Raw genomic sequence first — 23,544 nt, forward strand, 5'->3', positions numbered from 1 at the left:
TGGAAGCCCCCGAGCAGTGGCACTTCCCCTACTACGACGAGGAGATGGCCGCGGCCGTCTCCGGCCAGCTCGACGAAGCCGACATCCTCCTGCTCCACCCGGTCGTCCTCGGTCATGGAGAGCGGCTCTTCGCCGGCAGCGGTCCGACCCCGCTGCGACTGGTCCACTCGGCCACCTTCGCCACCGGTGTCCTGCACCTGATCCATCACCCTGGCCCCTGACAAGGCCGGGGCAGGGCGCCGCCGCGCGGCCGCCCTGGCCCCCCGACAACGCGCCTGTGGCAGCCTGCACCGTGAGGCGCAAGCACAGGCCGGGCCAGGTGGAGCCGGACGCATGGCGACGTAGCCGCCGCCACACGTGACGCGGCTGGTCGCCCAGATGCCTCAGGAAGCGTCCCGGGCGAGGCGTTGCGACACGGCCGCGTGATCCACGCCCAGCCGGGCAAGCAGTTCTGCCGCCGGGCCGGGACGATCCAGTTCCAGCAGTGCCCGCAGCAGGTGCCTGGTGTCGACGTCGCGGGTCCGGGCCTTCGCGGCCTTGACGGCGCTCGTCAGGACCGCCTGGGCGGTGGAGGTCATCGGCGGGTACTTGCGGGAGGGGGCGCCTGGATCGGTGGCGAGGCATCCGAGGTCGATGCCGACGGCGCGTAGGCTTCACGGTCCAGCGCCTCCAGGGCCGATCTGCCTGTCCTGCTGGACGGCGCTCCGGTCGCCGTTGTGGCGGTGGCGGCGTGAGTGTCGCGCGTGGCCGCGTTCTTGTACGGGGTTGCCCGTCGTCTTACCCGTGCCGGACCCGCCCGACGTCAGGCCCGTCACATCTGCGGCTGACAGAGATGGTTACCGTCTCGGGTGCCTGGCGGCCGTGCTCGCGGAACTGGGCGGCCGGCTGGATCGCCGATCCACCGCCGGCGGCCTCGTGCTGTGCACGGCCACCGGCGTGGTCTACCTGACGAGTCTCGCCCTGGCCGTACTGGGCACTTACAGACCGCGCGGAATAGGGCTTGGGGCGGAGGGCGCAAGTGGCTACGTGCCTCGGCTGTCGATCATCATCGTGACCAGGCTTGACCTATGCTGAGCCGATGACCGGCAATGGCGCACCGACGAGAAGCTCGGGCGTTGAAGAGCCTGGCGTTGACGCGAAACTGCCCGCGACTGTGCGTATCGCCGGGGTTGTGTTGAGAAGGATGGAGAGCCCTCCATCGCTGGCCTGCTGGACCGGTTACTTCCCGGAGCCGACAGGCGCGGTGGAGACCGGGATGAGTCTGGTGATCGAGCCAGCCGCCCCGCCGGAAGAGGCCACCCTCCATTTCGCTCATGACGTCGTGAGCCACTTCGATGTCTTCGTCGACCAAGCTTTGGAGTACTGCCGCACCCGACTCCGGGAATCGCACTTCGAACTCACAACTGAGGAACTGAGCTGGCTCGACCTTCCGGAGTTGCCCCTGGCAGTTCCCGAAGCAACCGTGTGGGCCGACCAAACCTGGGCAATCCGTTTCACGGAGAGCAGACTCCGGCTGGCGGACCCCTACGGAATCCTCGTGACGTTCGACGGAAGGCAGCCTGTCGACGTTGAGGGCCTCGACGACGAGCAATGAGCCGCTCGACGCGCCATCGGGCGTGTGTTCCCGGGTGGCGGTTGGGTCGGTTGTCCCACATGGGTACGCTCCACATGCCACCTGTCGCTTGCCTGGACCGGTGCCTTCTCGCCCTTGTGCGCGATCCGGCCGTCCAGGCCACGTTCGGCAAGCAGGGCGCGGGTCTTGTCGGAGTCGTAGCCGGCGTCCAGGTGCACGGTGATGTCGTCGGGCAGGGGCCGGAGGTCGTCCAGCAGGTCCAGGGTCGCGGCGAGCAGCGGGGAGTCGTGACGGTTCGCTCCGGCCAGGACACGGCCCAGCGGAATGCCGTAACCGTCCGTCATCCCGGAACGCTTCAAGCCCTGCTTGCCGCGGTCGACCGGGGAACGCCCCGCCACCTCACCACCACCAGGCGCCTTGGTGATGCGGCCGTCCACAGCGACCCGGTCACCGATACGCCTGCGATGACAGCCCAACGGATGGCCCGGGTGGAACTCCGGCCGCATTGGCAACAGGGCCGCGAACTGCTCCCGCAGCGGTTCGCCAGGACTCGTACCCGCTCTGCCGCCAGTCTCCCCAACCGCCCCTATCCGCGCAGCCACTTACGCGATCGTGCTCTATCCTTCCGGCGATGCCGATCTCGGGCCGCTTTTCCGGGTTGGTACTTTCCTGCACTGGTCGTCATCGCCCTCGTGACCCTCACCGGGCTGACCGTCTGGCTGTCCGCCGCGGTCAGGGAGGCCCCAGCCTCCTGATGGTCAACGCTGCGACCACCGCGCCTCCCGAACATGTCCGCAGCCTGCCAACCGGCTCGGTGGGCTGATGCGAGTGTCACGGCTCCACCCCCTCAAGCTGATCTTCTCGAACACGCTCCGAGGATCTTGTCTCTGAGGATGGTGAAGGAGGCGGCAGGGCCTTCGTGGAGGGGCGTGCCGTCACCGACGCCGTCACGGGAGCCAGGTCTCGTGCAGGTGCAACCACGTGGCGGCCTGGAGGACCGCCGTGGACTGCCGGGTCCGATCCGGCTGGACCTCCTGGTAGGTGGCCACCGCGAGGGCGCCGTCGGAGGCGACGATCCGTACGTGGCGGATCTCGATGGTCAGCCCGGGTGCCCTGCCGTGGAGTGCCTCGACCTCGGCGAGGACCTGGTCGCGGGGGAGCGTCCGGCCGTCGGGGGTGATGAGCGTGAAGCCGGGGGCGTGGGCGTCGGCGAAGCGGGCGAACTCCTCCCGCGCGGCGGCACCGGTGAGCCAGCGTTCGATGACCTCGTGGTGGCGGACGATCTCCGCCTCGACGCCGTTCACCGGGTCGCCCAGGGCTGGGCGGCGATCCAGGTGCGCAGCGGCGTCAGCCGGAGGCCCAGCAGGTCGGCCACCTCGGGGTCGGCCGCGAACAGGTCGCGGTCGGCGGCGGCCCAGCGGTAGGTGGCCGCCACCACGGCGGCCGTCGGCGCGCCCAGCGCCATCGTCAGGCCCGCCTCGAACTCGTCCGGATCCTGCGCGGCGTAACGGGCGCCGAAGGCGGCCGCCAGCTCGTCGCCGGTCACCACGTCGGGCCCGCCGAGCCTGAGGACGGCTCCCTCCAGATCGTCACGCACGAGCGCGGCGTGCGTGGCGGCCGCCAGGTCGTCGTGCGAAAGCCAGGGCACCGGCAGGTCGGCGGGCAGCGGGTAGCGCAGCACGCCCTCGGCCGCCAGCGGACCCGCCACCCACGGCGCGGCCAGGTTGTCCAGGTAGACCGGCGGGCACAACACCACGACCGGCAGCCCGGCCGACCGCAGCGCCCGCACCGCCCACCGGCGCGTCTCGAAGGCCGCCACCTGCGTGGTGGCCTCGGGCAACCGGTTGGCGGTGTTGAACACCAGCCGCCGCACCCCGGCCGCCAGCGCGGCGTCGCGCACATGATGGACGTGGGCGGCCACCGTGTCCGGCTCGTAGACCATGGGGAGCGTCACCGAGGCGTGCGTCACCCCGGCGAAGGCCGCCTTCACCGCCTCGGCGTCGCCGAGGTCGCCGGTGACCGGCTCCACCCCGTGCGGAACTCGGCCGCTCCTGGTCAGGCCGCGCACTGTGTGTCCCTCGGCGACGAGCCGCCGCGCGACCGCGCCGCCCTGGGCGCCTGCAGCGCCGATCACAAGAAAGGTCATGCCGGATAGCCTTCACCCAATCGGCGATACGCTCGATAAAGCGAAATATCGGGTTATTTAAGGATCGTCCGGTGGATGGTGACCTGCTGAGCGCTCTGCTGGCCCCGCTGCGGCTGGAGGGCGTCTTCCACAGCCGCTGGCAGGCTGGCTCGCCCTGGGGCGTCGCGGGCGAGAGCGAGGACTGCGCGCTGCTGCACTACGTGCACGAGGGCACCTGTGCCGTCGAGCTGCCCGGCGCCGAGCCCGTCCTGCTGCGCGCCGGGGACCTGGCCGTCTTCCCGCACGGCAGCGCCCACCGGCTGGGCGACCGGCCGGGGCGTCCCGCCGTGCCGCTCGCGGCTGTGCTGCCCGAGCGGCCGCAGGGCGGCGTGAGCACCGTCGAGCTGGGCGGGCCCGGCGAGCGGACCGTCCTGCTGTGCGGCGGGCTCCACTACGACCGGGCCGCCATCTCGCCGATCTACCGGGCGCTGCCACCCGTCCTGGTGCTCGACCGGGCCGCGCTGGAAGGTCACGGGCTGCTCGGCGGCACCCTCGGACGGCTGGCCGGCGAGTGGGACCTGGCCGAACCCGGCGCGACGCTGGTCGCCCTGCGCGCCTTCGAGCTGGTCTTCGTCCTGGCGTTGCGGGCCGCCGTGGGCGAGCTGGCCGAGGGCTCGCCGGTCCTGCGGGCGTTGCGTCACCCGGCGATCGGGACGGCGCTGCACGCCGTGCAGACGAGGTTCGCCGAGCCCTGGACGGTGGAGTCGCTGGCGGCCCAGGCCGGGATGTCGCGCTCGGCGTTCGCGGCGACCTTCCGCGAACTGGTCGGCGAGGCGCCGATCCGGCACCTGACCGCCCGCCGCATGCAGGAGGCCGCACGCCTGCTGAGCGAGACCACGCTCGCCCACAGCCGGATCGGCGAGCGTGTCGGCTACCACTCGACGGTCGGCTTCCACCTGGCCTTCCGCCAGCAGTACGGGACCACCCCCGGCGACTACCGCCGCCGCTCGGCTCGGCACACCGCACTCGGGACGACGGACGTGACGCGCGACCCGAGGTAGCGCCCGCCGGCCCGGTCAGCCGCGCAGGACCTCGATGTCGCCCGACCCGGACGTGGCCACGATCTTCCGGGACGCGCCCGGATCGTCGGTCACCGTGACGTTCGTGTCCCCGGATTTCGTGCTGGTCTCGACATCGTACGGCTCCGCCGGAAGCGTGAGCTTGGCGTGCCCCGAGCCGGACGTCACGCCGACCTTGTCCGGCGCGCTCGCGAACGTCAGTGCGATGTCCCCCGAGCCCGTCTGCCCCGTGAACTCCCTGCCGGTGAGCCCGGTCGCCGAGACGTCGCCCGAGCCGACCTTCACCTTCAGCGGACCGCCGAGCCCGCGCAGGTCGACACCCCCCGAGCCGGTCTCGACCTCCACCCGCAGCCCCTCCGGCACCTCGATCACGTAGTCGACCGAGCAGTTGTCCGTGGCCGCCGAACAGTCGTAGCTCATGGTGAGCGTGTCACCTTCCACCTCGTGCTCGGCGACCGGACGTTCGGCCGACCAGCGGTGGGTCTCCACGACCCGGACCGCGGCGCCGGACGTCTCGCTGACCCTGACCTCGCCCGCCCCACCGACCAGGGAGAGCCCGGCCACCTTCTCCGTCACCTTGTAGGTGACCTGCTCCTGGTTGGCCGCCTTCGTGATGCCCTGCAGCCCGCATCCGGTCAGTACCAGCGCGGCCAGAACCAGGCCGCCCGCCGTCCCCGTCGCCCTCATACCGACGATCCTGCTGGACCGGGGAGCGCGGCACAGTGAGGTACACCCCCCAATGGGCATGGAGGAGCGCCCGACACCCGTCCCAGCACCGCCGCGCCCCCACCACCGCCTGCCTGCGCTCATGACGCACCGCTCGCGTAGTGGGCGGCGATCTCGTCACTGGTGGTCAGCCACACGCCGGGGTGCCCGGCGATGTAGGCCAGCGCCTGGTCGAGGTACTTGGCGCGGAAGGCCTGGCCGATCACGAACGGGTGCAGGGCCAGCGCCATGACCCGCCCGCTCGTGGCCGAGTCCGCATACAGCTGGTCGAACTGGTCCTTCACCAGTTGCAGGAAGTCCGGCCCTGTCATCCCGTGCGCCGTGAACAGGCCGAGGTCGTTGACCTCCACCGAGTACGGCACGCTCAGCATCCCGGGCACGTTCAACCGGAACGGCTGGTCGTCGCAGGTCCAGTCGAGCACGTAGCTCAGGCCGAGCTCGGCCAGCAGGGCGGGGGTCCGGAGGGTCTCGTTGAGCGCCGGGCCCATCCAGCCGCGCGGCCGGCGGCCGGTCGCCTTTTCGATCGTGGCGACCATCGCGGCCAGTTCGGCGCGTTCCTCGTCCTCGGACATGCCGGACGGCAGGACCGAGTTGGTCCGCCCGTGTGCCACCCACGCCCAGTCGCGGGCCGTACCGGCCTGGATGATCTGCGGGTAGTGGTCACACACGGACGAGTTGAGCAGGACGCTGGCCCGGACGCCGTGGCGGTCCAGGCATTCCGTCACCCGCCAGAAACCCACCCGGGGGCCGTAGTCGCGCCAGCCGTGGTTCAGCGGGTCGGGCACCAGGGCCGAGGTGGCCTCGTTCAGGCTCGTCGACGGCCGGCCGAACAGGAAGTGCTCGACGTTCAGGCCGACGTAGAAGGCCACCCTGGCGTCCCCGGGCCAGCGGATGGGCGGCCGGTCGACGATCGGGTCGTAGGCGTACAGTGCGTTCTCCATGGTTCTTCCTCGTTCTGATGGGATTCGTGGGCCGGTCGCCGCCAGGGCCAGCAGGTAACCGGCGGTCATGAAGCCGTAGATGTCGATGATCCAGAGGAACTCGGCGCTCGGCGGCCGCAGATCGGCGGTCACGAAGGGGGTGGCCGGCCACAGAACGCCCAGGTCCGCGGTGAGCAGCATGGTCGGCGGCAACAGGACGGCCAGCCCGAACCACTGCCGGCGTCCGGCCTTCTGCTCAGTGCGAACTCTCATGCCGGTGACCGTACGGATCACGCCAGGTCCAGCAGGAGGACCGAAGGCGTCAGGAAGGGGACATATCCCGCCTGAGTGCCGCGGGGCCGTGGCCGTACCAGCGATGGATCGCCCGGCGCAGCGCCCGCTGGTCGGCGTAGCCGGTGCGCGCGGCGATCGACTCCACCGTCATGCGGGTGTTCTGCAGCAGGTGCTCCACCCATTGGCGCCGTACCCGCTCGATCTCCTCGCGCCAGCTCGTGCCCTCCTCACGCAGACGGCGCTGCAAGGTGCGCGGCGCCATGCGCAGCCGGTGGGCGACGGCGGGGAGGTCTCCGTCGGGCAGGCTCAGCTCGACCTCCACGCGGAACCGGTCCAGCCGGCCCAGCACCGGCCGGGCGCCGGCCAGCGTGGTGCGCGCGTGGTCGCGCAGGATCGTGGCGAGGGCCGGGTCCGCCCGCGGCAGGCGAGCGCGCGCGTCGGTCGCGGAGAAGGTGACCGAAGGGAGCTCGGCGCCGAACTCCAAATGCGTCGTGCCGTACGCCTCCATCAGGTAGTCGTGGCGGCGCGGCGCCGCGCCGGGCAGCGTCACGCGCACCGGGGTCAACGGTCGTCCGGCGGCGGAGCGCGCCGAGATCAGGATCAGCCCGGTGGCGAACTCGGAAATGATCGGAAACACCGGGTGACCGGCGAAGACGCCGCGAAAGTCGACCGTCAGCCGCCCGGCCCCGTCGACGGTGACGGTGAACGACTCCGCCGGATCGGTGATCGCGGCGGCGTGCCGGTCGCCCTCGCGGAAGGCGTCGACGAGGGTGTCGGCGGTGGAGAAGAGGTAGTCCCACACCCCCAGCGAACCGGGCTGCCACAACTTCCACGGCAGCGTGCCGCCGCCGCGCTCGCGCAACGCCGTCTCCCATTCCTGCCAGATCCGTACGAGCGAGGCGGACGGCAGGCGGATGCCGTCCTCACCCGCCACGGCCAGCCCGGGGACGCGCGTCAGCCTGCTCCGGTCGAGCCCGGCGGCCCCGCCCGCGAGCAGGATCAACCTCGTGATGTGCGGGGGGCAGGTGTGCTCCATCCCCGTCATGCTGCCTCCCGACGATCAGCGCATGATCACGATATCGCTCAGACGTCAATAACTCGCTCGTCAGGGGCCATTTCGGGCGGAAAGTCCAGCGAACGGTCAGAGCATCGGACGGGGGTAGCCGCTCGGGGGAGCCTCCAGCCGCCACGGCTGATGGACGTGGGCGGCGGGCACGCCGGCCAGCTCGGGGACGTAACGGCGTACGTAGTCGCCCGCCGGGTCGAATCGCTGGGCCTGGCGCAGCGGGTTGAAGCCGCGGTTGGGGCGCGTGTCGTTGCCGGTGCCGGCGATCCACTGCCAGTTGCCCGAGTTGTTGGCCACGTCGCCGTCGAGGAGGAGCTCGAAGAAGTGCCGGGCGCCGGCCCGCCAGTCGATCCCGAGGATCTTGACCAGGTAGGAGGCCACGATGAGGCGGGCCCGGTTGTGCATCCAGCCCTCGGCGAGGAGCTGGCGCATGCCGGCGTCCACGATGGGGAGCCCGGTCATGCCCTCCCGCCAGGACTGCAGCGCGTCCTCGTCGTCGCGCCAGCGGTGGCCGCGGGGGCGGTAGTCGTCCCGGTTGATCCGCGGGAAGGCGTACGTGACCTGGTGGTAGAAGTCGCGCCAGCACAGCTGGCGGAGGAACGCCTCGCCGCCTGCGGCCAGGTGGGCCAGTTCCAGCGGGGACAGGCAGCCGAACCTCAGGTACGGGCTCAGCCGGGACGTACGGTCACCGGCCAGGTCGTCGTGGCCGTCGGCGTATCCCCCCAGGTCACGACGGATCCACCGCCGGGCGCGGTCGCGGGCGGCGCTCTCGCCGCCGGGCACGGGTTCCGGCCGGGCCTGGACCGGCAGCCGCCCGGCGCCGAGGTCGTGGGGCGTCGGCACCTGGCGAGGCGCCGCGAGCAGGGGACGGTTCCGGTGCCGGCTCCAGGCGCGCCAGTACGGCGTGAAGACCCGGTAATGATCCCCGCCCCCGGACGGGGTGAGCGCGCCGGGCGGCACCACCGTGACCCCGGGGAAGAGCTGGTACGAGATCCGTTCGCGGGCCAACCGGTCCTGCCTGCGCCCGGCCAGCAGGCTGACGTCGGCACTGGCGAAGACCGCCTCGGCTCCGGTTTCCTGGACGAGCTTCATGGTCTCGGTCACGACGTCGCCGTGCCGGACGATCAGGTCTCCACCGCGTGCCCGCAAGGACGCCCGCAGGTCGGCCAGGCACTCCAGCAGGAAGCCGCGGCGGCGCCCGGCGGGGACGGCGTCGTCCAGCACGAACAGGGGGAGCACGGCGCGGGCGCCCTCGCAGGCGGCCGTCAGGGCCGGATGGTCGTGCACCCGCAGGTCCCTGTTGAACAGGACGATCACCGTGTCCACCGATGGCTCCTTCGCGACGAGAGATGCCCGCGGGCCGCGCCCGCACGCCTGCGGAGCGTGACCGACGCCTCCGGGACGAGGCAAGCAGCCGCGCCGGGCACGGATCGCCCCCGCCGTCCCGAGCATGAGGCGTGGGGGACGGGGAAGGTGCGTGGGCATGGCATTGTGCCTGGTCACCGGGGCGACGGGTTACATCGGCGGACGGCTGGCGCCTGAGCTGCTGGCCGCCGGTCATGACGTGCGCTGCATGGTGCGCTCGGCCGGACGCCTGCGCGACCTGCCCTGGGCGGAACAGGTCGAGGCGGTCGAGGCCGACGCCACGGACGCCGAGCGTACGCGCCTGGCGCTGGACGGGGTGGAGGTCGCGTACTACCTGATCCACGCGATGGGGACGAGTGGCCGGTTCGCCGAGCGGGACCGGCTGGCGGCGCGCACGTTCGCGACGGCGGCGGCCGAGGCGGGCGTGCGGCGGATCGTCTATCTGGGCGGGTTGACGGCGGACGAGCGGCTTTCGCCGCACCTGTCGTCCCGGGCCGAGGTGGGGGAGATCTTCCTGCGGGGCGCGGTGCCGGCGGTGGTGCTGCGGGCCGCGGTGATCATCGGGTCGGGGTCGGCCTCGTTCGAGATGCTTCGCCACCTGACCGAGCGGCTGCCGGTGATGACGACGCCGCGCTGGGTGCGCAGCCGTACGCAGCCGATCGCGGTGCGGGACGTGCTGCGCTATCTGGTCGCGTGGGCGGATGCGCCGGGGACGGTCAACCGGGGGTTCGACATCGGCGGGCCGGACGTCCTCACCTATGCCGACATGATGCACGGCTATGCCGCGGTCGCCGGGCTGCCGCCGAGGTTGATCATTCCGGTGCCGCTGCTCACCCCCCGGCTGTCGAGCCTGTGGGTGGGGCTGGTCACGCCGGTCCCCGTGAGCATCGCCCGTCCGCTGGTGGAGTCGCTGCGCAACGAGGCCGTGTGCGGTGAGCACGACATCGCACGCCACGTGCCCGACCCCGAGGGCGGGCTGATCGGCTTCCGTCAGGCGGTGTCGCTGGCGCTGAAGAAGATCAAGGAGGCCGACGTCGCCACGCGCTGGTCCTCGGCGTCCACGCCGGGCGCGCCGAGCGATCCGCTGCCCACCGATCCCGACTGGGCGGGCGGCAGCCTGTTCGTGGACGATCGCAGCCTGCCCGTGCAGGCGAGCCCGGAGGCGTTGTGGCGGGTGATCGAGGGCATCGGCGGCCACAACGGCTGGTACTCGCTGCCGGTGGCCTGGCAGTTGCGGGGCCTGGCCGACCGCCTGGTGGGCGGGGTGGGGTTGCGGCGCGGCCGGCGCGACCCGGCCCGGCTGCGGGTGGGCGACTCGATCGACTTCTGGCGGGTGGAGGAGGTGCTTCCCGGACGGCTGCTGCGGCTGCGCGCCGAGATGCGGCTGCCCGGACTGGCCTGGCTGGAGCTCGGCGTCACCCGCTCCGGCGACCGGACGATCTACACCCAGCGTGCCGTCTTCCATCCGCACGGACTGCTCGGCCATCTGTACTGGTGGGCGATCTCACCCTTCCACGGCCTGATCTTCGGCCGGATGCCGGTCAACGTGGCCGCCGCGGCCCGCCGCGGCGAGCGATCGCCGTCCTGACGCCGGCCCGGCCGTGGGAACGCGCGGGGCTCAGGAACGACGGTGCTCGCCGGGAAGGGGATGCGCGGCTTCGGCCCGCAGGCCGTCGAGGAAGAACGACAGCGGACGGCGCTGCCTCCAGCCTGTCAGCAGCCAGTCGCCCTGTGTAGTTCGCCGTCGCGGCGTACGGGCCGGTAGACCCGCGTCTGGTCCGGCGGAAACCCGGTGGACCTCCGGGACGGCGACTGCGAGCATGGCCGGTGATGTACCGAGCCTAGGAACACGTCGATCACCGGCAGGGGGCGGCCCAGGAGCCGTCACCCCCTTGTCGGCAACCCCCTGACTCTTCCCTCAGACGATCGACGTGCGGGCGCCCGAGCGCGCCCGGAGAAGGACTTTCCATGGACATCCATGAGTACGCCAGGTACGACGCCACCGCCCTCCGCGACCTGATCAGGACGGGCGAGGCCGGCGCGGCCGAGGTCGAGACGGCCGCCCGCCAGGCGCTGGCGCAGGTTGACGAGCACGTCAACGGGCTGGCGCTGCCGGTGTTCACGCCGGCGCTCGACCACGCCGCCGACGGGCCCTTCACGGGGGTGCCGTTCCTCATCAAGGATCACGGGCCGGTGGCCGAAGGAGTGCCGTTCACGCTGGGAAGCCGGGCCTATCCCGGCGTCCTGGCCAGGCGCGACACCGACCTGATGACGCGGTTCCGCGCCGCCGGCCTGGTCACGCTGGGCCTGACCACGGTGCCCGAGCTGTGCGTCAGCTTCACCACCGAGCCCGTGCGCTACGGGCCCGTACGCAACCCCTGGGACCTCGGCCGCACCGCGGGCGGGTCGAGCGGCGGCGCGGCGGCACTGGTGGCGGCCGGGGCCGTGCCGGTCGCGCACGCCAGCGACGGCGCCGGCTCCACCCGGATCCCGGCCGCCTGCTGCGGGCTGGTCGGGCTCAAGCTGAGCCGTGGACGCGGCCCGTGCGGCCCGGAGGCCGGTGAGCTGGTCCTGGGCATGGCCGACGAGTTCGTGCTCACGCGCACGGTCCGCGACGCCGCCGGCCTGCTGGACGCGGTCCACGGGCCGGGGATCGGCGACAAGTACACCGCGCCCCCTCCACGCGGCCCGTACGCGCGGGAGCTCGTGACGGACCCGGGCCGGTTGCGGATCGCCCTGACCACCACGTCCTGGATGGGCACGGACGTGGACCCGGAGGTCGCCGCGGCGGCGACCGCGACGGCCCACGCGCTGGAGCGGGCCGGGCACGTCGTCGAGGAGGCGAGCCCGGCGGTCGACCGGGAGGACGCCATGAGGGCGTGGCTGATCGAGGCCGCCGGGGTCGCCTCCGCCTGCCTGCTCGCGCCACGGCAGCCCGACGAGGCCAGGATGGAAGCCGGCTCGCGCGTGTTCCTGGAGGCGGCCAGACGGGCCACCGCGCTGGACATGCTGGCCGCCTTCGACGCACAGAACCGGATCACCCGGTCGGCGGCGGCCTTCTTCACCGGATACGACCTGCTCGTCACGCCCACCCTGGGCCGCCTCCCGCTGCCGCACGGCACGCTGCGGTACGACGATCCCGGTCCGACGTTGCGGGGATGGCTGGAGACGTTGTCCGGGTTCGGGCCGTTCACGCAGTTGTTCAACACCACCGGGCAGCCGGCGATCAGCCTGCCGCTGGGGCAGAGCGCGGGCGGCCTGCCCATCGGCGTGCAGCTCGCCGCCGCGTACGGGCGCGAGGACCTGCTCTTCCAGGTCGCCGCGCACCTGGAACGGGCGATGCCCTGGCGGGACAGGGTTCCGCCGGTCTTCGCGGGCCGCCTGCCGGGGTGACCCGGACGCTCTGAGGCCGTGGGCGAGGGCGGCTCGGCGTGGCCGCCCCCGTCCGGAGGCCCTGCCCTGGTTGTACGGCTTCGCGACGAACTTCATCCGCCGGCACCAGCGCGCCGAGATACAGCGTTACAAGGCGTACGCGAAGGTGGGCGCGTTTCCCGACGTGGACGACGCCGCGGAGCAGGCCCTCGGGCGGGCGAGCGCGCATGCCGTACGCCGCCCGCTCGCCCTCGGCAGCACTGCCCCACGACGGAGCAGACCTCATGAACGACCTGAACGGAGAACGGCGTACTGCACGCGCTGGACGCGGCCACCGGCGTTCCTCGCTGGCGCTTCCAGAGCGGCGGACGCTTCCAGACCCGGCCGGTCGTGGCCGGCGGCCTCGTCTGTGTCGGCAGTTCCAACGGCGACCTGTACGCACTGCGCGCCACGGACGGACGTCCCGGGCCGAGCCCGGCCGAGCTCGTCGTGCGCCCGTGAAGCGCCTGGCCGCGAGGTCCGTCCCGAAAGCAGGAAGACCTCCCCGTGCGGGGAGGTCTTCGGATCGTCGCGTCAGTGGTGGTGGGCGGCGGGCGGCGCGTGGTGATGGTGGTCCGCCGGCACGGCGGGCCGCTGGTCCGCCCTCCTCCAGGTGGCCAGGGCGGTCAGCAGTCCGGCCGTGGTGAGGAGGCCGCCGACCCAGTTGACCGAGCTCAGGCCGAGCCCGCCGTCGATGGCCGCCCCGCCCAGGTAGATGCCGATGGCGCTGCCCAGGGTGAAGGCGGAGATGTTGGCTGCGGACGCCACGTCCGGGGCCTGGCCCGCGGCCGTCATGACCCGCAGTTGCAGCGGGGCGACCACGGCGAAGGCCGCGGTCCCGAAGACCAGCATCATCACGACCGTCGCCGGCCTGCTCTCGACGGCGAAGGTCATCGCGAACAACGCGACGGCCAGCGCGCCGAGGGTCGCGATCACGGTGGGCATGAGCGCCCTGTCCGCGAGCTTGCCCCCGAGGTGGTTGCCGAGGAAGAGCCCGATCCCGAACAGCAGGAGCAGCGGCGTGACCCAGCCGGCCTCGAACCCGGTCACCTCGGTGATCTGCGGCGCGAGGTAGACGTAGCTGGTGAAGACGCCTCCGTAGCCGAGCATCGTGGTGACCAGCGCGCCCCACACGGCCGGACGGCGCAGGGCCGCGAGTTGCTCGCGCATGGTCGGCCCCTGGCCGGCGCCGCCCAGGTGAGCCAGCGCGTGCGCGTCGAGCCCTTCGAACTCGGCGCCGGGCCGGGGGTCGTGGTGGTGTTCGTGCTGGACGTCCGCCGTGCCGCGGCGGCCCAGCGAGCCGATCAGGCCGAGCAGTGCGATGCCGCCGAAGACCACCAAAGTCCAGAACGTGAACCGCCAGCCGAGCGCCTGTCCGATCGCCGCCCCGATCGGCGCGCCGAGCACCGTGGAGGCCGTCAGCCCGGAGAAGACGATGGCCACCGCGCGTCCCTTCCGCGACGGGTCGACCAGTTCGGCGGCGTACACGGCGGCGATGCCCAGGAAGGCGCCGTGGGCCATGGCGGAGATGATCCGTCCGGCCATGATGGTGGCGTAGGCGGGGCCGAGGGCGGAGACCAGGTTGCCCAGGAGGAACACGCCCGTGGTGGTCAGGAGCATCGACCGCCGGCCGAACCTGGTGCCCAGAGCCGTGAACACCGGCGCGCCGATCGCGACCCCGAGCGCGTAGACGCTCTCCAGCGCGCCGACGGCCCCGATCGTGACGTTCAACGACTGGGCGATCTCACGGACGACACCGGCGACGATGAACTCGTCGGCGCCCATCGCGAACGCTCCGACGACCATCGCCCAGATCGCCAATGGCAGCTTTCTCATAGCGCGCTCCCTGCGTGGAGGGCCGCCCGCCGGGGGTTCGTGCCCCCGGCGGGCCTTGCGCCGCTGTAAGCGCCATACCCTGTGGGGGTATTCCCGGATTCCGTCGAAGGGCGGTCGGCGATCAGGTCTGCTGGTAGCCGAGAAGGGTCATCATGCCTGATTCGGCGTGGTAGATGTTGTGGCAGTGGATCATCCAGAGCCCCGGGTTGCCGGCGTCGAAATCGACGTCGAGCGTGCTGCCGGGCAGGACGATCACGGTGTCCTTGCGAACGCCGCCGTCCGCCAGGGCGAAGGTGTGGCCGTGCAGGTGCATGGGGTGCCACATGGTGGTCCGGTTCACGAACGACAGCCGCACGCGTTCGCCCGGCCGTACCGGGGAGATGATCTTCGGGTCGTACTTCTTGCCGTTGATCGCCCAGTCGTAGGCCATCATGGTGCCGGTCAGCTCCAGCCTGACGACGCGGTCGGGGTTCTTGGCCGCCAGCCGCACGGCAGCGGCCGGGCGGAGCTCGGAATGGCGGACGACGACGCCGTCCAGTTCGCGGGGGCGCAGGTCGGCCTTGGGGGCGGAGGCGCCGGCGCTGGTCCGGATCAGGCCGCGGGCCACGGCGTTCTTGCCCTCGGCCAGGGCGACCAGCGGGAAGACGCCGTCCTTGAGGGTGACCAGCACGTCGTAGCGCTCGCCCATGCCGATCAGCAGCGCGTCGGTCTCGGCGTGCCGGACGGGGAAGCCGTCGGTGTGGGTGACGGTCAGCCGGTGTCCGGCCAGGGCCACCCGGAAGGCGGTGTCGCCTCCGGCGTTGATGACGCGGATGCGCAACCGCGTTCCCGGCTTGGCGCGGAAGGTCTCGGCGGCGGCGGGGATACGGCCGTTGAGCAGGAAGTGCGGGTAGCGCACGTCGCCGGCGTCCCCGCCGAGCAGTGGGCTCGTCGCGCCCATGAGCATGTGCTTGGCCGGGCCCGAGGAGGGAGCGGAGGTGGCGCCGTGGTTCATTCCCGGCATGTCGCCCATGCCGCCGGTGGGGGTGGCGGCGCCGTGGTTCATGCCCATGCTCATGCCTCGGGACAGCTCGGCCAGGACCTCCTCCGGCGTCCCGGTGACGCCGTCCAGCCAGTCGTCGAGGACCACGACCCATTCGGCGTCGTAGCCGAGCGGCTCCCGGGGGTCCTCGACGATCAGCGGGGAGTACAGGCCCCGGTCCAGCTGGGTTCCGGAGTGCGGGTGGAACCAGTAGGTGCCGGGGTCGGGGGCGGCGAACTCGTAGACGTACTCGGCTCCGGCGGCGACGGGCTGCTGGGTGACGCCGGGCACGCCGTCGGCCTCGTTGGTCAGCGCCAGGCCGTGCCAGTGGATGCTGGTGTCCTGGGGGAGCCGGTTGGTCAGGCGGGCGCGGACCACCTCGCCGGCCTGGACCCGGATGGGCGCGCCCGGGATCTTGCCGTCGTACGCCCAGGTGCGCACGGTGACGCCGCCGAGGTCCACCTGGCTCTCGGCGGCGGTCAGGCGGAAGTCGCGGACCGCGCCCGTGCGGCGCGCCCGCTCCGCCTGCCGGACCTGCTCGCCGGCGGGGGTGACGAACGCCGGCCCGGTGGTGGCGGGTTCACCGGCGCACGCGGTGAGAGCGCTGCCCAGAATGCCGAGCCCGGTGGCCCGCAGCATGGTACGTCGATCGATCTGCATGGTTGATGCCTCGCTGAGAAGTCGTGCTCACGGATGGACACGGACGGATCCGGCCGGGGCGCGAACGGCCACGGCGATCCGGGTCCGCGACTCAGGTCCGCAGGACGACGGTTCGTCTCAGTACGAGAGCGTCAGGCGGCCCGCGCAGCCGGCGGGCGACGCGCCACCCCAGGCGGGCGAGACCGCCGGACGACGAGGTGAGCAGGCCCGCCACATGGAGCAACGGCAAGGCGAGCGCGATGAGCCCGGCCGCGATGGCCAGGCAGATGGGGGCGGTGTCGTGACCGCCGCCCGGGGCTCCGCCGTGGTCGGGCATCGAAGACGGGCCGTCGTGGGCTTGGACGGCACCGGCGGAGACGGGCAGGGGCTGGTTCTGGCCCCCGACGTGGCCGAGGGTGTGCATCGCGGCCAGGCCCAAGGCGATGAGCACGGCCAGCAGCACCGGTGGGAGCAATCCCGCCGGCCGACCCTTCCGCCCCGAAGTCACACCCTCACGATACCCCTACCTGGTATATGGTGGCGGTAAGCGCCCGTTGGGCCATTTACGCGGCGTCCAGCTTGACCTCGCTCAGCCGGCCCGTGGTGACGTCGTAGACGAACCCGCGGACGGAGTCCTTGTGCGGGATGAACGGGTCGGCCTGGATGCGCCTGGCCGACTGGCGCACGTCCGCCTCCAGGTCCTGGAACGCCTCGGCGGACCAGTCGGGCTTGACGCCGACCTCCTGGTAGATGTCGCGCTTGAAGCCGTCGTCGGTGAACGTCAGCATGCCGCAGTCGGTGTGGTGGATGAGGATGATCTCGCGGGTGCCCAGGAGGCGCTGGCTGATGGCCAGGCTGCGACGTTCGCCGGCGGTGACGACGCCGCCCGCGTTGCGGATCACGTGCGCGTCGCCCTCGCGCAGTCCGAGCAGGCCGTAGACGTTGAGCCGGGCGTCCATGCAGGCCACCACGGCCACGCCTCGGGCGGGCGGCAGCGGCAGGTCCCCGGCGTCGAAGGCGGCGGCGTAGCGTTCGGAGTTGGCGATCAGCTGGTCGGTGACGCTCATGGGGGAGTCCTCCTGTGACGTGCCGACATAGTCCACATTCCCTACTGACTGTACATGTTATTGTCGCGATGTGTAGCCCCCGGCTGCCGAGGTACCGTCCGGGAGATGCGGGCACGAGTCGCCGGCGTGCTCGTCGAGGACGGCCGGATCCTCCTCCTTGACCAGGACGCCGACTCCGGTCGCTCGTGGTCTCTGCCTGGCGGGAAGGTCGAACCGGGCGAAACCATCGGCATGCATGGGCGCATCGGCCTGTAAATAATCTACGTTGTAAAGGCGGTGGGCAGGACCTTATGTCGCCAGAGAGAGTCACAACCCGTATTTGCTCAACTGCATACTGTGATGTAACTGGTCGCCCTCGAAAGGACTTTCCATGCGGCCCATTCCCGTCATCTCAGCCGCCGTCGTCCTGGCGCTCACCTGCGCCGCCCCCGCCTCCGCCGCTCCCGGCTTCGTGCGCCTCTTCTCGCCGGACGGTCAGAGCAGGATCATCGACAACCCTCAGCCCAACCAGTGCCACCCCGGCTTCGGCCCCGGCAGCAGCCTGTTGAACCGCACCGCGGGCACCGTCCTGGTCTTCCCGGACTCGAACTGCCGGATCAAGGTCTTCGACCCCGTAGAGCCCGGGGACGTCAAGCAGGGCAACATCGGAAGCTTCCTCGCCGTGAACTGATCCGGCAAGGGCCGTACGGGCGGCCGATCGCGGCCGCCCTGCGGCTCTCGACGAGTGCGGGCCGTGTGGACGTCAGGTTCAAGCTTGAAGTGTTTTGAGGGTGTGGGAGACGCGCAGGAGCCGTGATGGCTCGATGGTGAGGAGCAGCAGGGCTGGTATGCGCCGGCGTTCTCTCCCTACGCGGGCCTGGTCCAGGTCTTTCCACCCCGCCTGAGCCGTCCGGCGGGGTGGGGCTTGTCCTTGGTGCGGCGAGCCCGGATGATCAGGATCCGGACACGCGGTTGGGGGCGTCCCGCGGAATGCCCCTCCTTCGAGAGGCGGCCATGCGGTCACCGACCTACCTGCACGACCTTCTGGTCGCGACCCTCTTCACCGAGGGGCTCGACGCCGAGATGGACCTGTGGGCGCTGGGATTCAGCGCCATGTGGGTCCAGGGCGCGGACCTCGGGTCGCTCGCCCGGACCTTCCACCTGGACCTCGCCACCCGGACCCCGTGCCACCTGAGCGAGATCCTCGACCACAACATCGACGACGGATCCACCTGGGTGGCCGAGGTCAACGGCTGGATCGGCGTCGTGCCGGCGCACGGCCACGGCGAGTTCCTGTGCTCGGTCACCGAAGGCGGCCGTCAGGCCCTCGGCCTCCACATGGACATCACCGGCAACGCCTATTTCGAATACGCCCGCGACGGCCGCATGGTCGTCTCCTTCGACCCGCTCTCGCCCGACGACTGGAGGCGGTCCGGCGACGACCCGCACGCGCTCGATCGTCTGATGGACGGGCTGCGCTTCGAGATCAGCGATGACGACGTCCGCGACAACCCCGTGGAGGATCCGGAGAGCATCAGTTCGGCCTTGGCGCTGATCGGGCGCGTCACGGAAACCGACATCGCCACCGACTGGTTCCTGGCGCGGCACTCGCGCATCAGGCCCGCCTCCTGACGGCCCCGGATCCCGCCGGGCTGCTCAGGCGTTCTCGCGGGTGTCGTTGCGGAGGCTGAGGAAGACCAGGACGACCCCGATGTACGTGCACAGCCGCACCGCGTCGGGGATGCCGTTCCAGGTGCCGTTCATCCACATGCCGAACCATTCGCCGCCGATGGCCTGGAAGCCGAAGAACCACAGGAGCAGGGCCACCGTGCAGCCGACGACGCCCCAGCGCTTGGCCTGGTGGAAGGCGGCGTCGTCGCGGCCGACGGCCCTGGCCTGCTGCCAGGCGGACACGAGACAGGTCACCATGATGACCGCCTCGGTGAGGATGACGCCGACGTAGGCGACGTGGTGCGCCCACGTCCACGGGATGGCGCGGTAGTTGATCTGGCTGACCGCGGCGAGCTCGGGCTTCTGGGCGTCCATGGCCAGGACGTGCCGGACGAACTCGAAGTTCGTGCCGTAGTCGGTGAGGTTGCCGAACACGACGAGCAGCGCGAAGCCGCCGACGGTGAAGGTGAGCAGCGCCTTCGCCAGGCGAATGGCGACGATGGTGTCGAAGCGGGCCAAGGTTCTTTCCTTTGACATCTCTGATCGAATGAGCACACGAGCCCAGAGGAGGTGTCCTGCGATGGGGAAAGATCCACGGGGCCCGCTCGCCCGGCGTGGAGGAACTCGCCGGGCCGCTCCACTGGCTCCGTCACTGGTGGTGACGTCGCGGGCCCCTCAGCCTGAGGTGGAACAACGCGACCGATTGTAGCTGCGCTCGCCCCCTGTCCGATCCGCGACCGGCGCGGCTACCCGGCGGGGTCGGGTCGCAGGAGGTCGAGCAGGGCCCGTACGGCCGGGTTGCTGTCGTGGCCGGCCCGGGTGACCAGCGCGACGGTCCGGTCCGCGGTGTTCCCGATGATCGGGACGGCCGTCAGGCCGGCCTGGTGGGCCACGCCCACGGGCAGGACGGCGAGGCCGAGCCCGTGCCTGACCAGCGAGGCCAGCAGTTCGAGCTGGGTGGTCCTGAGCACGATCCGCCGTTTGAGCCCCGCGTCGTGGCACAGCCGGTCGACGACGGTCTGCAGCCCGGTCCCGGCCTGGAACTCGACGAACGGCTCCGCCTCCAGGTCGGCCAGCCGGACGCCGGGCTGCCCGGCCAGCGGGTGGTCGGGGCCCGCGGCCACCGCCAGCGGCTCGGTGTCGCTGTCGATCACCGTGAGCGCCGCGGGCAGCTCGTCGACGCCGCACGCGAGGTAGGCGAGGTCCAGTTCGCCGCTGCGCAACGCCTCGATCATCTCGTCGACCGGGGCCTCCAGGAGGCTGATCTCGACCCCGGGGTACGCCTTCGTGAAGCGGGCCAGCACCTCGGGAAGGTCGATCCAGGTGAGCATCTGGATCGTGCCGAGCGCCACCTGCCCGCGCAGCAGCCCCTGGACGGCGGAGATCTCCGCCTTGGCCGCGCGGGCGTCGGCGAGGATGTGGCGGGCGATCGGGAGGAGGGCGCGGCCGGCGGGGCTGAGCTCGACGCGGCGGGTGGTGCGGTCGAAGAGGGTGGCGCCGAGCTCGCGTTCGAGCTGGCGGATGGATGCGCTCAGTGACGACTGGACGACGTTGACGTCGTGGGCCGCCAGGGTGAAGCTGCGTCGCCGGGCCACGGCGAGGAAGTGCGAGAGCTGCCTGAGCTCCATTTATCGACCGTTTCGATGAGGGCTACCAAGTCTATCTGTTGGACAGAATAGCCTGGTGGAAGGCAGTCTGGGTACTGAGCGTGAACACCGCTGGACAACAAGGGAGTTGGCCTGTGACTGCCAGGAGCATTGCAGCCGAGCCGTTCGATCTGGAGCTGGACCCGGCGACGACGGCGCTGGTCGTGATCGACATGCAGCGGGACTTCCTGCAGCCGGGCGGTTTCGGGGAACTGCTCGGCAACGACGTCTCGCTGCTGCGCGGCGCGATCGAGCCGACGCGGGCGGTCCTGGAGGCGGCGCGGGCCGCCGGGATGCTCGTGATCCACACCCGCGAGGGCCACCGTACCGATCTCACGGACTGCCCGCCCGCCAAGCGGACGCGGGGCGGCAAGACGTTCATCGGCACCGACGGGCCGATGGGCCGCATCCTGGTCCGCGGCGAGGAGGGGCACGACATCGTCCCCGAGCTCTACCCGATCGAGGGCGAGCCGGTGATCGACAAGCCGGGCAAGGGCGCGTTCTACGCGACCGACCTGGAGGCGATCCTGAGCAGCCGGGGGATCCGCACGCTGCTGGTCTGCGGCGTGACCCTGGAGGTGTGCGTGCACACCACGGTGCGCGAGGCCAACGACCGCGGGTACGAGTGCGTGGTCCTGGAGGACTGCGTGGGCTCCTACTTCCCCGAGTTCCTCCGGGTCGGGCTCGACATGATCAAGGCGCAGGGCGCGATCTTCGGCTGGGTGTCGGACTCCAAGCGCGCCGTGGACCTGCTGAACGGCTAGCTCGACATGGTCGCCGTCTCCGCCGGCTATCTGGTGCCGGGGCCGGACTTCGCCGGAACGGTCCACAGCGTCTTCGCGACCGCGTGCAACCTGGCCGTGGACGGCCTCCTGCTGACCGTGCACGACGCCGTCGCGCCGCACACGCCGACGTCCGTCCGTGTGACGGGGTGGCGGCCTGCGGCGCGGGTGGGCGATCCGGTCCGGTGCAGGTCGGGGTTGCTGTCGTTCGGCGCGCACGTGCTCGATCTGCGGGACGTGCCGGTCTGGACGCCACCGCCGCCGGCACGGGCGTCGTCCACGGTCACCGGCTGGCGGCAGGTCGCGGAGCTGCGCGAGCGGTACGTCGAGGCCGAGGGCCTCACCGTGCCCGGCCTCGACGGACGAGCGGAAAGCCTGCTGGAGGCGCTGATCGGACGGCCGCACGACGTGCCAGGGGCCGTGGCGCGGCTGGTCGGGTTCGGGCCCGGCCTGACCCCCAGCGGCGACGACCTGCTGGTCGGCACGCTGGCCGTCCTGTCACGGACCGCCCGGTCAGCGGGCGGCCCGGCGCCCGCGCGGGCGTTCCGCACCCTCGCGGACGGCGTGCGCCGGCACGCCCACCGCACCACCGACGTCGCCGCCCACTACCTGCGGCTCGCTGCCGAGGGCCACTTCAGCGAGCCGATCCTCGACCTGGTGGACGCGCTCGTCACCGGAGCCGACCGCACGGCGGTGCCGGCCCGTACCCAGGCCGCGTTGCGCGTGGGAGCCAGCTCGGGAGCCGACGGCGTCGCCGGCGTCCTGCTCGGCCTGCGCGTACTCGGTTTCTCCCCAGATCGGAAGGCGGCATGAGCAGCATTCGCGAACATCGCATCTACCCCAACCGCTATCAGGACTCGGTCGCCCTGATGGCGCTCTCCGCGGCGCTGGCCGAGCTGCCCGGCATCCGGACGGCCTCCGTCGTGATGGGGACCGGCACCAACCTGGACAACCTCCGGCAGGCCGGACTGGGCGAGGTGCAGGCCGGCCCCGGCGACCTGGTCGTCGCGGTGCTGGGCGAGGAGCAGGCCACCGCGCAGGCACTGGAGCTGGCCGACGAGCGGCTGTCCGAGCAGCCGTCCCGCGAGACCGCCGGCGACGTTGCGGCGCCGCCGCTCCGGAGCCTGCGGCAGGCCGTGGAGCAGAACCCGGCGCACAACCTGGCGCTGATCTCGGTGCCCGGACCGTACGCCGCCGCCGAGGCGCTGAAGGCGCTGCGGCTCGGGCTGAACGTCATGGTGTTCAGCGACAACGTCCCGATCGACCAGGAGATCGAGATCAAGCGCTTCGCCGAGGAGCGGGACCTGCTCGTGATGGGCCCCGACTGCGGCACCGCGATCGTGGACGGCCTTCCGCTCGGCTTCGCCAACGTCGTGCGGCGTGGCCGCGTCGGCGTGGTGGGCGCGTCGGGAACCGGCATGCAGGAGATCACCTCACGGGTGCACCAGCTCGGAGAGGGCATCTCGCAGGCGTTCGGCACCGGCGGCCACGACCTGTCGGCGGAGGTCGGAGCGATCTCCATGCTCCGCGGGCTGCGCGCCCTGGCCGCCGACGAGAAGACGGACGTCATCGTGCTGGTCTCCAAGCCTCCGGCCGAGACGGTCGCCAAGACCGTGGTCGAGGAGGCGCGCACGCTCGACGTGCCCGTCGTGATCTGCTTCCTCGGCGCCGACCCGGCCGCGTTCGGCGGCGACACCCCGGGGGTGCGGTTCGCCGGCACGCTGGCCGGGGCCGCCGACGCCGCGGTGGCGCTCGTCCGGGGGGAGGCCCGGCCCGAGGATCGGCCGGTGGAGCCGTACGAGCAGGTGAGTCTCGCACCGGAGCAGCGTGACCTGCGCGGCGTGTTCACCGGTGGCACGTTCTGCTACGAGGCGCAGCTCCTGGCCTTGGCCGAGGGCGTGCGGGCCGCGTCGAACACGCCCGTGGCGGGCAACACCGCGCCGGCGGACGTCGCCGTCAGCGTCGGGCACACGATCCTCGACCTGGGCGACGACGTGTTCACGCGGGGGCGGCCGCATCCCATGATCGACCCGGCGCCGCGCGACGAGCGGCTGCTCGCCGAGGCCGCCGACCCGGCCACCGCCGTCGTCCTGTTCGACGTCGTGCTCGGGTACGGCGCGGCCGACGACCCGATCTCCGGCCTGCTCGACGCCATCGGCCGGGCGCGGGCCGGACGCGAGGGCCCCGCCCCGGCGTTCGTCGCGCACGTCTGCGGCACCGACGACGACCCGCAGGACCGGTCGGCCGTCGTGGCGCGGCTGCGCGAGGCCGGCGTCCTGGTGGCGGAGAACAACGCCCAGGCGGCCGTGATCGCCGCCCGGATGACCCCGTGACCGGGGTAGGA

Annotated in this window: 24 protein-coding genes and 2 pseudogenes; 12 read left to right on the forward strand and 14 right to left on the reverse strand. The window is 71.9% G+C overall.

Annotation, left to right across the window (positions count from 1 at the left end):
* Positions 1 to 221 (forward strand): annotated as a pseudogene (locus ABZ815_RS42765) (hypothetical protein); the annotation flags it as partial.
* A 162-nt stretch (positions 222 to 383) separates the two neighbouring features.
* On the opposite strand, the gene ABZ815_RS42770 reads toward ABZ815_RS42765, so the two are convergent.
* Positions 384 to 578 carry a Clp protease N-terminal domain-containing protein gene (locus ABZ815_RS42770; protein ID WP_357707239.1) on the reverse strand — a complete coding sequence of 65 codons (195 nt, stop codon included), beginning with the start codon at positions 576 to 578 and terminating at the stop codon, positions 384 to 386.
* A gap of 500 nt (positions 579 to 1,078) precedes the next feature.
* Here ABZ815_RS42770 and ABZ815_RS42775 point away from each other — a divergent pair, with 500 nt between their 5' ends.
* The gene (locus ABZ815_RS42775) at positions 1,079 to 1,594 is read left to right on the forward strand and encodes a hypothetical protein (RefSeq protein ID WP_357707241.1); all 516 of its coding nucleotides are present in this window, start codon (positions 1,079 to 1,081) and stop codon (positions 1,592 to 1,594) included.
* Here the strand turns inward: ABZ815_RS42775 and ABZ815_RS42780 are convergent.
* From ABZ815_RS42780 to ABZ815_RS42790, 3 genes and pseudogenes are all read right to left on the reverse strand, one after another.
* Positions 1,494 to 2,163 (reverse strand): annotated as a pseudogene (locus tag ABZ815_RS42780) (transposase). The gene ABZ815_RS42775 and the pseudogene ABZ815_RS42780 sit on opposite strands and share 101 nt — an antisense overlap.
* A 357-nt stretch (positions 2,164 to 2,520) precedes the next feature.
* Positions 2,521 to 2,877 (reverse strand): DUF4440 domain-containing protein, encoded by a 357-nt coding sequence (locus tag ABZ815_RS42785; protein ID WP_357707242.1) that lies wholly within the window; start codon positions 2,875 to 2,877, stop codon positions 2,521 to 2,523.
* Positions 2,874 to 3,719 carry an NmrA family NAD(P)-binding protein gene (locus tag ABZ815_RS42790; RefSeq protein WP_357707244.1) on the reverse strand — a complete coding sequence of 282 codons (846 nt, stop codon included), beginning with the start codon at positions 3,717 to 3,719 and terminating at the stop codon, positions 2,874 to 2,876. Before ABZ815_RS42790 ends, ABZ815_RS42785 begins: the two co-directional genes overlap by 4 nt.
* Before the next feature lie 71 nt (positions 3,720 to 3,790).
* Here ABZ815_RS42790 and ABZ815_RS42795 point away from each other — a divergent pair, with 71 nt between their 5' ends.
* Positions 3,791 to 4,759 (forward strand): AraC family transcriptional regulator, encoded by a 969-nt coding sequence (locus tag ABZ815_RS42795; protein WP_357707245.1) that lies wholly within the window; start codon positions 3,791 to 3,793, stop codon positions 4,757 to 4,759.
* Positions 4,760 to 4,774: 15 nt separating this feature from the next.
* On the opposite strand, the gene ABZ815_RS42800 is transcribed toward ABZ815_RS42795, so the two are convergent.
* The 4 genes from ABZ815_RS42800 to ABZ815_RS42815 all read right to left on the reverse strand — a co-directional run bounded on the left by ABZ815_RS42800 (position 4,775) and on the right by ABZ815_RS42815 (position 9,109).
* Positions 4,775 to 5,464 (reverse strand): DUF4097 family beta strand repeat-containing protein, encoded by a 690-nt coding sequence (locus ABZ815_RS42800; protein WP_357707246.1) that lies wholly within the window; start codon positions 5,462 to 5,464, stop codon positions 4,775 to 4,777.
* A 119-nt stretch (positions 5,465 to 5,583) separates the two neighbouring features.
* The gene (locus tag ABZ815_RS42805; protein WP_357707248.1) at positions 5,584 to 6,696 is read right to left on the reverse strand and encodes a polysaccharide deacetylase family protein; all 1,113 of its coding nucleotides are present in this window, start codon (positions 6,694 to 6,696) and stop codon (positions 5,584 to 5,586) included.
* 49 nt (positions 6,697 to 6,745) lie between these two features.
* A complete protein-coding gene (locus ABZ815_RS42810; RefSeq protein WP_357707250.1) occupies positions 6,746 to 7,762 on the reverse strand; it encodes a helix-turn-helix domain-containing protein in 1,017 nt (338 codons plus the stop codon).
* Between the two features lie 96 nt (positions 7,763 to 7,858).
* A complete protein-coding gene (locus ABZ815_RS42815) occupies positions 7,859 to 9,109 on the reverse strand; it encodes a deoxyribodipyrimidine photo-lyase (protein ID WP_357707251.1) in 1,251 nt (416 codons plus the stop codon).
* Positions 9,110 to 9,266: 157 nt separating this feature from the next.
* Here ABZ815_RS42815 and ABZ815_RS42820 point away from each other — a divergent pair, with 157 nt between their 5' ends.
* The 3 genes from ABZ815_RS42820 (at position 9,267) to ABZ815_RS42830 (ending at position 13,021) form a co-directional block, all read left to right on the forward strand.
* On the forward strand, positions 9,267 to 10,736 hold the full coding sequence (locus ABZ815_RS42820) for an SDR family oxidoreductase (protein WP_357707253.1): 1,470 nt from the start codon (positions 9,267 to 9,269) through the stop codon (positions 10,734 to 10,736).
* Positions 10,737 to 11,116: 380 nt separating this feature from the next.
* Positions 11,117 to 12,541 carry an amidase family protein gene (locus tag ABZ815_RS42825; protein WP_357707254.1) on the forward strand — a complete coding sequence of 475 codons (1,425 nt, stop codon included), beginning with the start codon at positions 11,117 to 11,119 and terminating at the stop codon, positions 12,539 to 12,541.
* Between the two features lie 291 nt (positions 12,542 to 12,832).
* Entirely contained in the window at positions 12,833 to 13,021 is a 189-nt protein-coding gene (locus tag ABZ815_RS42830; RefSeq protein ID WP_357707346.1) for a PQQ-binding-like beta-propeller repeat protein, read from the forward strand.
* 72 nt (positions 13,022 to 13,093) lie between these two features.
* On the opposite strand, the gene ABZ815_RS42835 is transcribed toward ABZ815_RS42830, so the two are convergent.
* From ABZ815_RS42835 to ABZ815_RS42850, 4 genes are all read right to left on the reverse strand, one after another.
* Positions 13,094 to 14,395: an MFS transporter gene (locus ABZ815_RS42835; protein ID WP_357707255.1), complete on the reverse strand. Its 1,302-nt coding sequence runs from the start codon at positions 14,393 to 14,395 to the stop codon at positions 13,094 to 13,096.
* Between the two features lie 121 nt (positions 14,396 to 14,516).
* The gene (locus tag ABZ815_RS42840; RefSeq protein ID WP_357707257.1) at positions 14,517 to 16,076 is read right to left on the reverse strand and encodes a multicopper oxidase family protein; all 1,560 of its coding nucleotides are present in this window, start codon (positions 16,074 to 16,076) and stop codon (positions 14,517 to 14,519) included.
* Positions 16,077 to 16,167: 91 nt separating this feature from the next.
* On the reverse strand, positions 16,168 to 16,563 hold the full coding sequence (locus tag ABZ815_RS42845; RefSeq protein ID WP_357707259.1) for a hypothetical protein: 396 nt from the start codon (positions 16,561 to 16,563) through the stop codon (positions 16,168 to 16,170).
* Between the two features lie 55 nt (positions 16,564 to 16,618).
* Positions 16,619 to 17,122, reverse strand: coding sequence for a carbonic anhydrase (locus ABZ815_RS42850; RefSeq protein ID WP_357707260.1), 504 nt, complete (start codon positions 17,120 to 17,122; stop codon positions 16,619 to 16,621).
* 105 nt (positions 17,123 to 17,227) lie between these two features.
* Between ABZ815_RS42850 and ABZ815_RS42855 the strand changes: the two genes are divergently transcribed.
* The 3 genes from ABZ815_RS42855 (at position 17,228) to ABZ815_RS42865 (ending at position 18,733) form a co-directional block, all read left to right on the forward strand.
* Positions 17,228 to 17,377: an NUDIX domain-containing protein gene (locus tag ABZ815_RS42855; protein ID WP_357707261.1), complete on the forward strand. Its 150-nt coding sequence runs from the start codon at positions 17,228 to 17,230 to the stop codon at positions 17,375 to 17,377.
* Positions 17,378 to 17,492: 115 nt separating this feature from the next.
* Positions 17,493 to 17,792 carry a hypothetical protein gene (locus ABZ815_RS42860; RefSeq protein ID WP_357707262.1) on the forward strand — a complete coding sequence of 100 codons (300 nt, stop codon included), beginning with the start codon at positions 17,493 to 17,495 and terminating at the stop codon, positions 17,790 to 17,792.
* Between the two features lie 323 nt (positions 17,793 to 18,115).
* Positions 18,116 to 18,733, forward strand: a complete 618-nt coding sequence (locus ABZ815_RS42865; RefSeq protein WP_357707263.1) for a DUF6461 domain-containing protein — start codon at positions 18,116 to 18,118, stop codon at positions 18,731 to 18,733.
* Positions 18,734 to 18,757: 24 nt separating this feature from the next.
* Here the strand turns inward: ABZ815_RS42865 and ABZ815_RS42870 are convergent, their stop codons facing one another.
* Together ABZ815_RS42870 and ABZ815_RS42875 are read right to left on the reverse strand one after the other, a co-directional pair.
* A complete protein-coding gene (locus ABZ815_RS42870) occupies positions 18,758 to 19,291 on the reverse strand; it encodes a DUF2165 domain-containing protein (protein WP_357707265.1) in 534 nt (177 codons plus the stop codon).
* A gap of 227 nt (positions 19,292 to 19,518) precedes the next feature.
* On the reverse strand, positions 19,519 to 20,400 hold the full coding sequence (locus ABZ815_RS42875) for a LysR family transcriptional regulator (RefSeq protein WP_357707267.1): 882 nt from the start codon (positions 20,398 to 20,400) through the stop codon (positions 19,519 to 19,521).
* Between the two features lie 113 nt (positions 20,401 to 20,513).
* Here ABZ815_RS42875 and ABZ815_RS42880 point away from each other — a divergent pair, with 113 nt between their 5' ends.
* The 3 genes from ABZ815_RS42880 to fdrA are packed head-to-tail and all read left to right on the forward strand — an operon-like array spanning position 20,514 to position 23,533.
* A complete protein-coding gene (locus ABZ815_RS42880) occupies positions 20,514 to 21,182 on the forward strand; it encodes an isochorismatase family cysteine hydrolase (protein WP_357707269.1) in 669 nt (222 codons plus the stop codon).
* 6 nt (positions 21,183 to 21,188) lie between these two features.
* A complete protein-coding gene (locus ABZ815_RS42885) occupies positions 21,189 to 22,013 on the forward strand; it encodes a DUF2877 domain-containing protein (RefSeq protein ID WP_357707270.1) in 825 nt (274 codons plus the stop codon).
* A complete protein-coding gene (fdrA, locus tag ABZ815_RS42890; protein WP_357707271.1) occupies positions 22,010 to 23,533 on the forward strand; it encodes an acyl-CoA synthetase FdrA in 1,524 nt (507 codons plus the stop codon). The genes ABZ815_RS42885 and fdrA overlap by 4 nt, the downstream gene beginning before the upstream one ends.
* Positions 23,534 to 23,544 lie beyond the last annotated feature (11 nt).

Source organism: Nonomuraea sp. NPDC047529 (assembly GCF_040642995.1).
Lineage (GTDB): Bacteria > Actinomycetota > Actinomycetes > Streptosporangiales > Streptosporangiaceae > Nonomuraea.

What these genes read in the sequence shown, in the direction of transcription:
- ABZ815_RS42800 (WP_357707246.1), bottom strand. Translation starts at nt 5,464, where the DNA reads ATGAGGGCGACGGGGACGGCGGGCGGCCTGGTTCTGGCCGCGCTGGTA.
- fdrA (WP_357707271.1), top strand. Translation starts at nt 22,010, where the DNA reads ATGAGCAGCATTCGCGAACATCGCATCTACCCCAACCGCTATCAGGAC.
- ABZ815_RS42810 (WP_357707250.1), bottom strand. Translation starts at nt 7,762, where the DNA reads ATGACGGGGATGGAGCACACCTGCCCCCCGCACATCACGAGGTTGATC.
- ABZ815_RS42875 (WP_357707267.1), bottom strand. Translation starts at nt 20,400, where the DNA reads ATGGAGCTCAGGCAGCTCTCGCACTTCCTCGCCGTGGCCCGGCGACGC.
- ABZ815_RS42860 (WP_357707262.1), top strand. Translation starts at nt 17,493, where the DNA reads ATGCGGCCCATTCCCGTCATCTCAGCCGCCGTCGTCCTGGCGCTCACC.
- ABZ815_RS42835 (WP_357707255.1), bottom strand. Translation starts at nt 14,395, where the DNA reads ATGAGAAAGCTGCCATTGGCGATCTGGGCGATGGTCGTCGGAGCGTTC.
- ABZ815_RS42805 (WP_357707248.1), bottom strand. Translation starts at nt 6,696, where the DNA reads ATGAGAGTTCGCACTGAGCAGAAGGCCGGACGCCGGCAGTGGTTCGGG.
- ABZ815_RS42865 (WP_357707263.1), top strand. Translation starts at nt 18,116, where the DNA reads ATGCGGTCACCGACCTACCTGCACGACCTTCTGGTCGCGACCCTCTTC.
- ABZ815_RS42840 (WP_357707257.1), bottom strand. Translation starts at nt 16,076, where the DNA reads ATGCAGATCGATCGACGTACCATGCTGCGGGCCACCGGGCTCGGCATT.
- ABZ815_RS42775 (WP_357707241.1), top strand. Translation starts at nt 1,079, where the DNA reads ATGACCGGCAATGGCGCACCGACGAGAAGCTCGGGCGTTGAAGAGCCT.
- ABZ815_RS42885 (WP_357707270.1), top strand. Translation starts at nt 21,189, where the DNA reads ATGGTCGCCGTCTCCGCCGGCTATCTGGTGCCGGGGCCGGACTTCGCC.
- ABZ815_RS42790 (WP_357707244.1), bottom strand. Translation starts at nt 3,719, where the DNA reads ATGACCTTTCTTGTGATCGGCGCTGCAGGCGCCCAGGGCGGCGCGGTC.
- ABZ815_RS42825 (WP_357707254.1), top strand. Translation starts at nt 11,117, where the DNA reads ATGGACATCCATGAGTACGCCAGGTACGACGCCACCGCCCTCCGCGAC.
- ABZ815_RS42850 (WP_357707260.1), bottom strand. Translation starts at nt 17,122, where the DNA reads ATGAGCGTCACCGACCAGCTGATCGCCAACTCCGAACGCTACGCCGCC.
- ABZ815_RS42820 (WP_357707253.1), top strand. Translation starts at nt 9,267, where the DNA reads ATGGCATTGTGCCTGGTCACCGGGGCGACGGGTTACATCGGCGGACGG.
- ABZ815_RS42770 (WP_357707239.1), bottom strand. Translation starts at nt 578, where the DNA reads ATGACCTCCACCGCCCAGGCGGTCCTGACGAGCGCCGTCAAGGCCGCG.
- ABZ815_RS42855 (WP_357707261.1), top strand. Translation starts at nt 17,228, where the DNA reads ATGCGGGCACGAGTCGCCGGCGTGCTCGTCGAGGACGGCCGGATCCTC.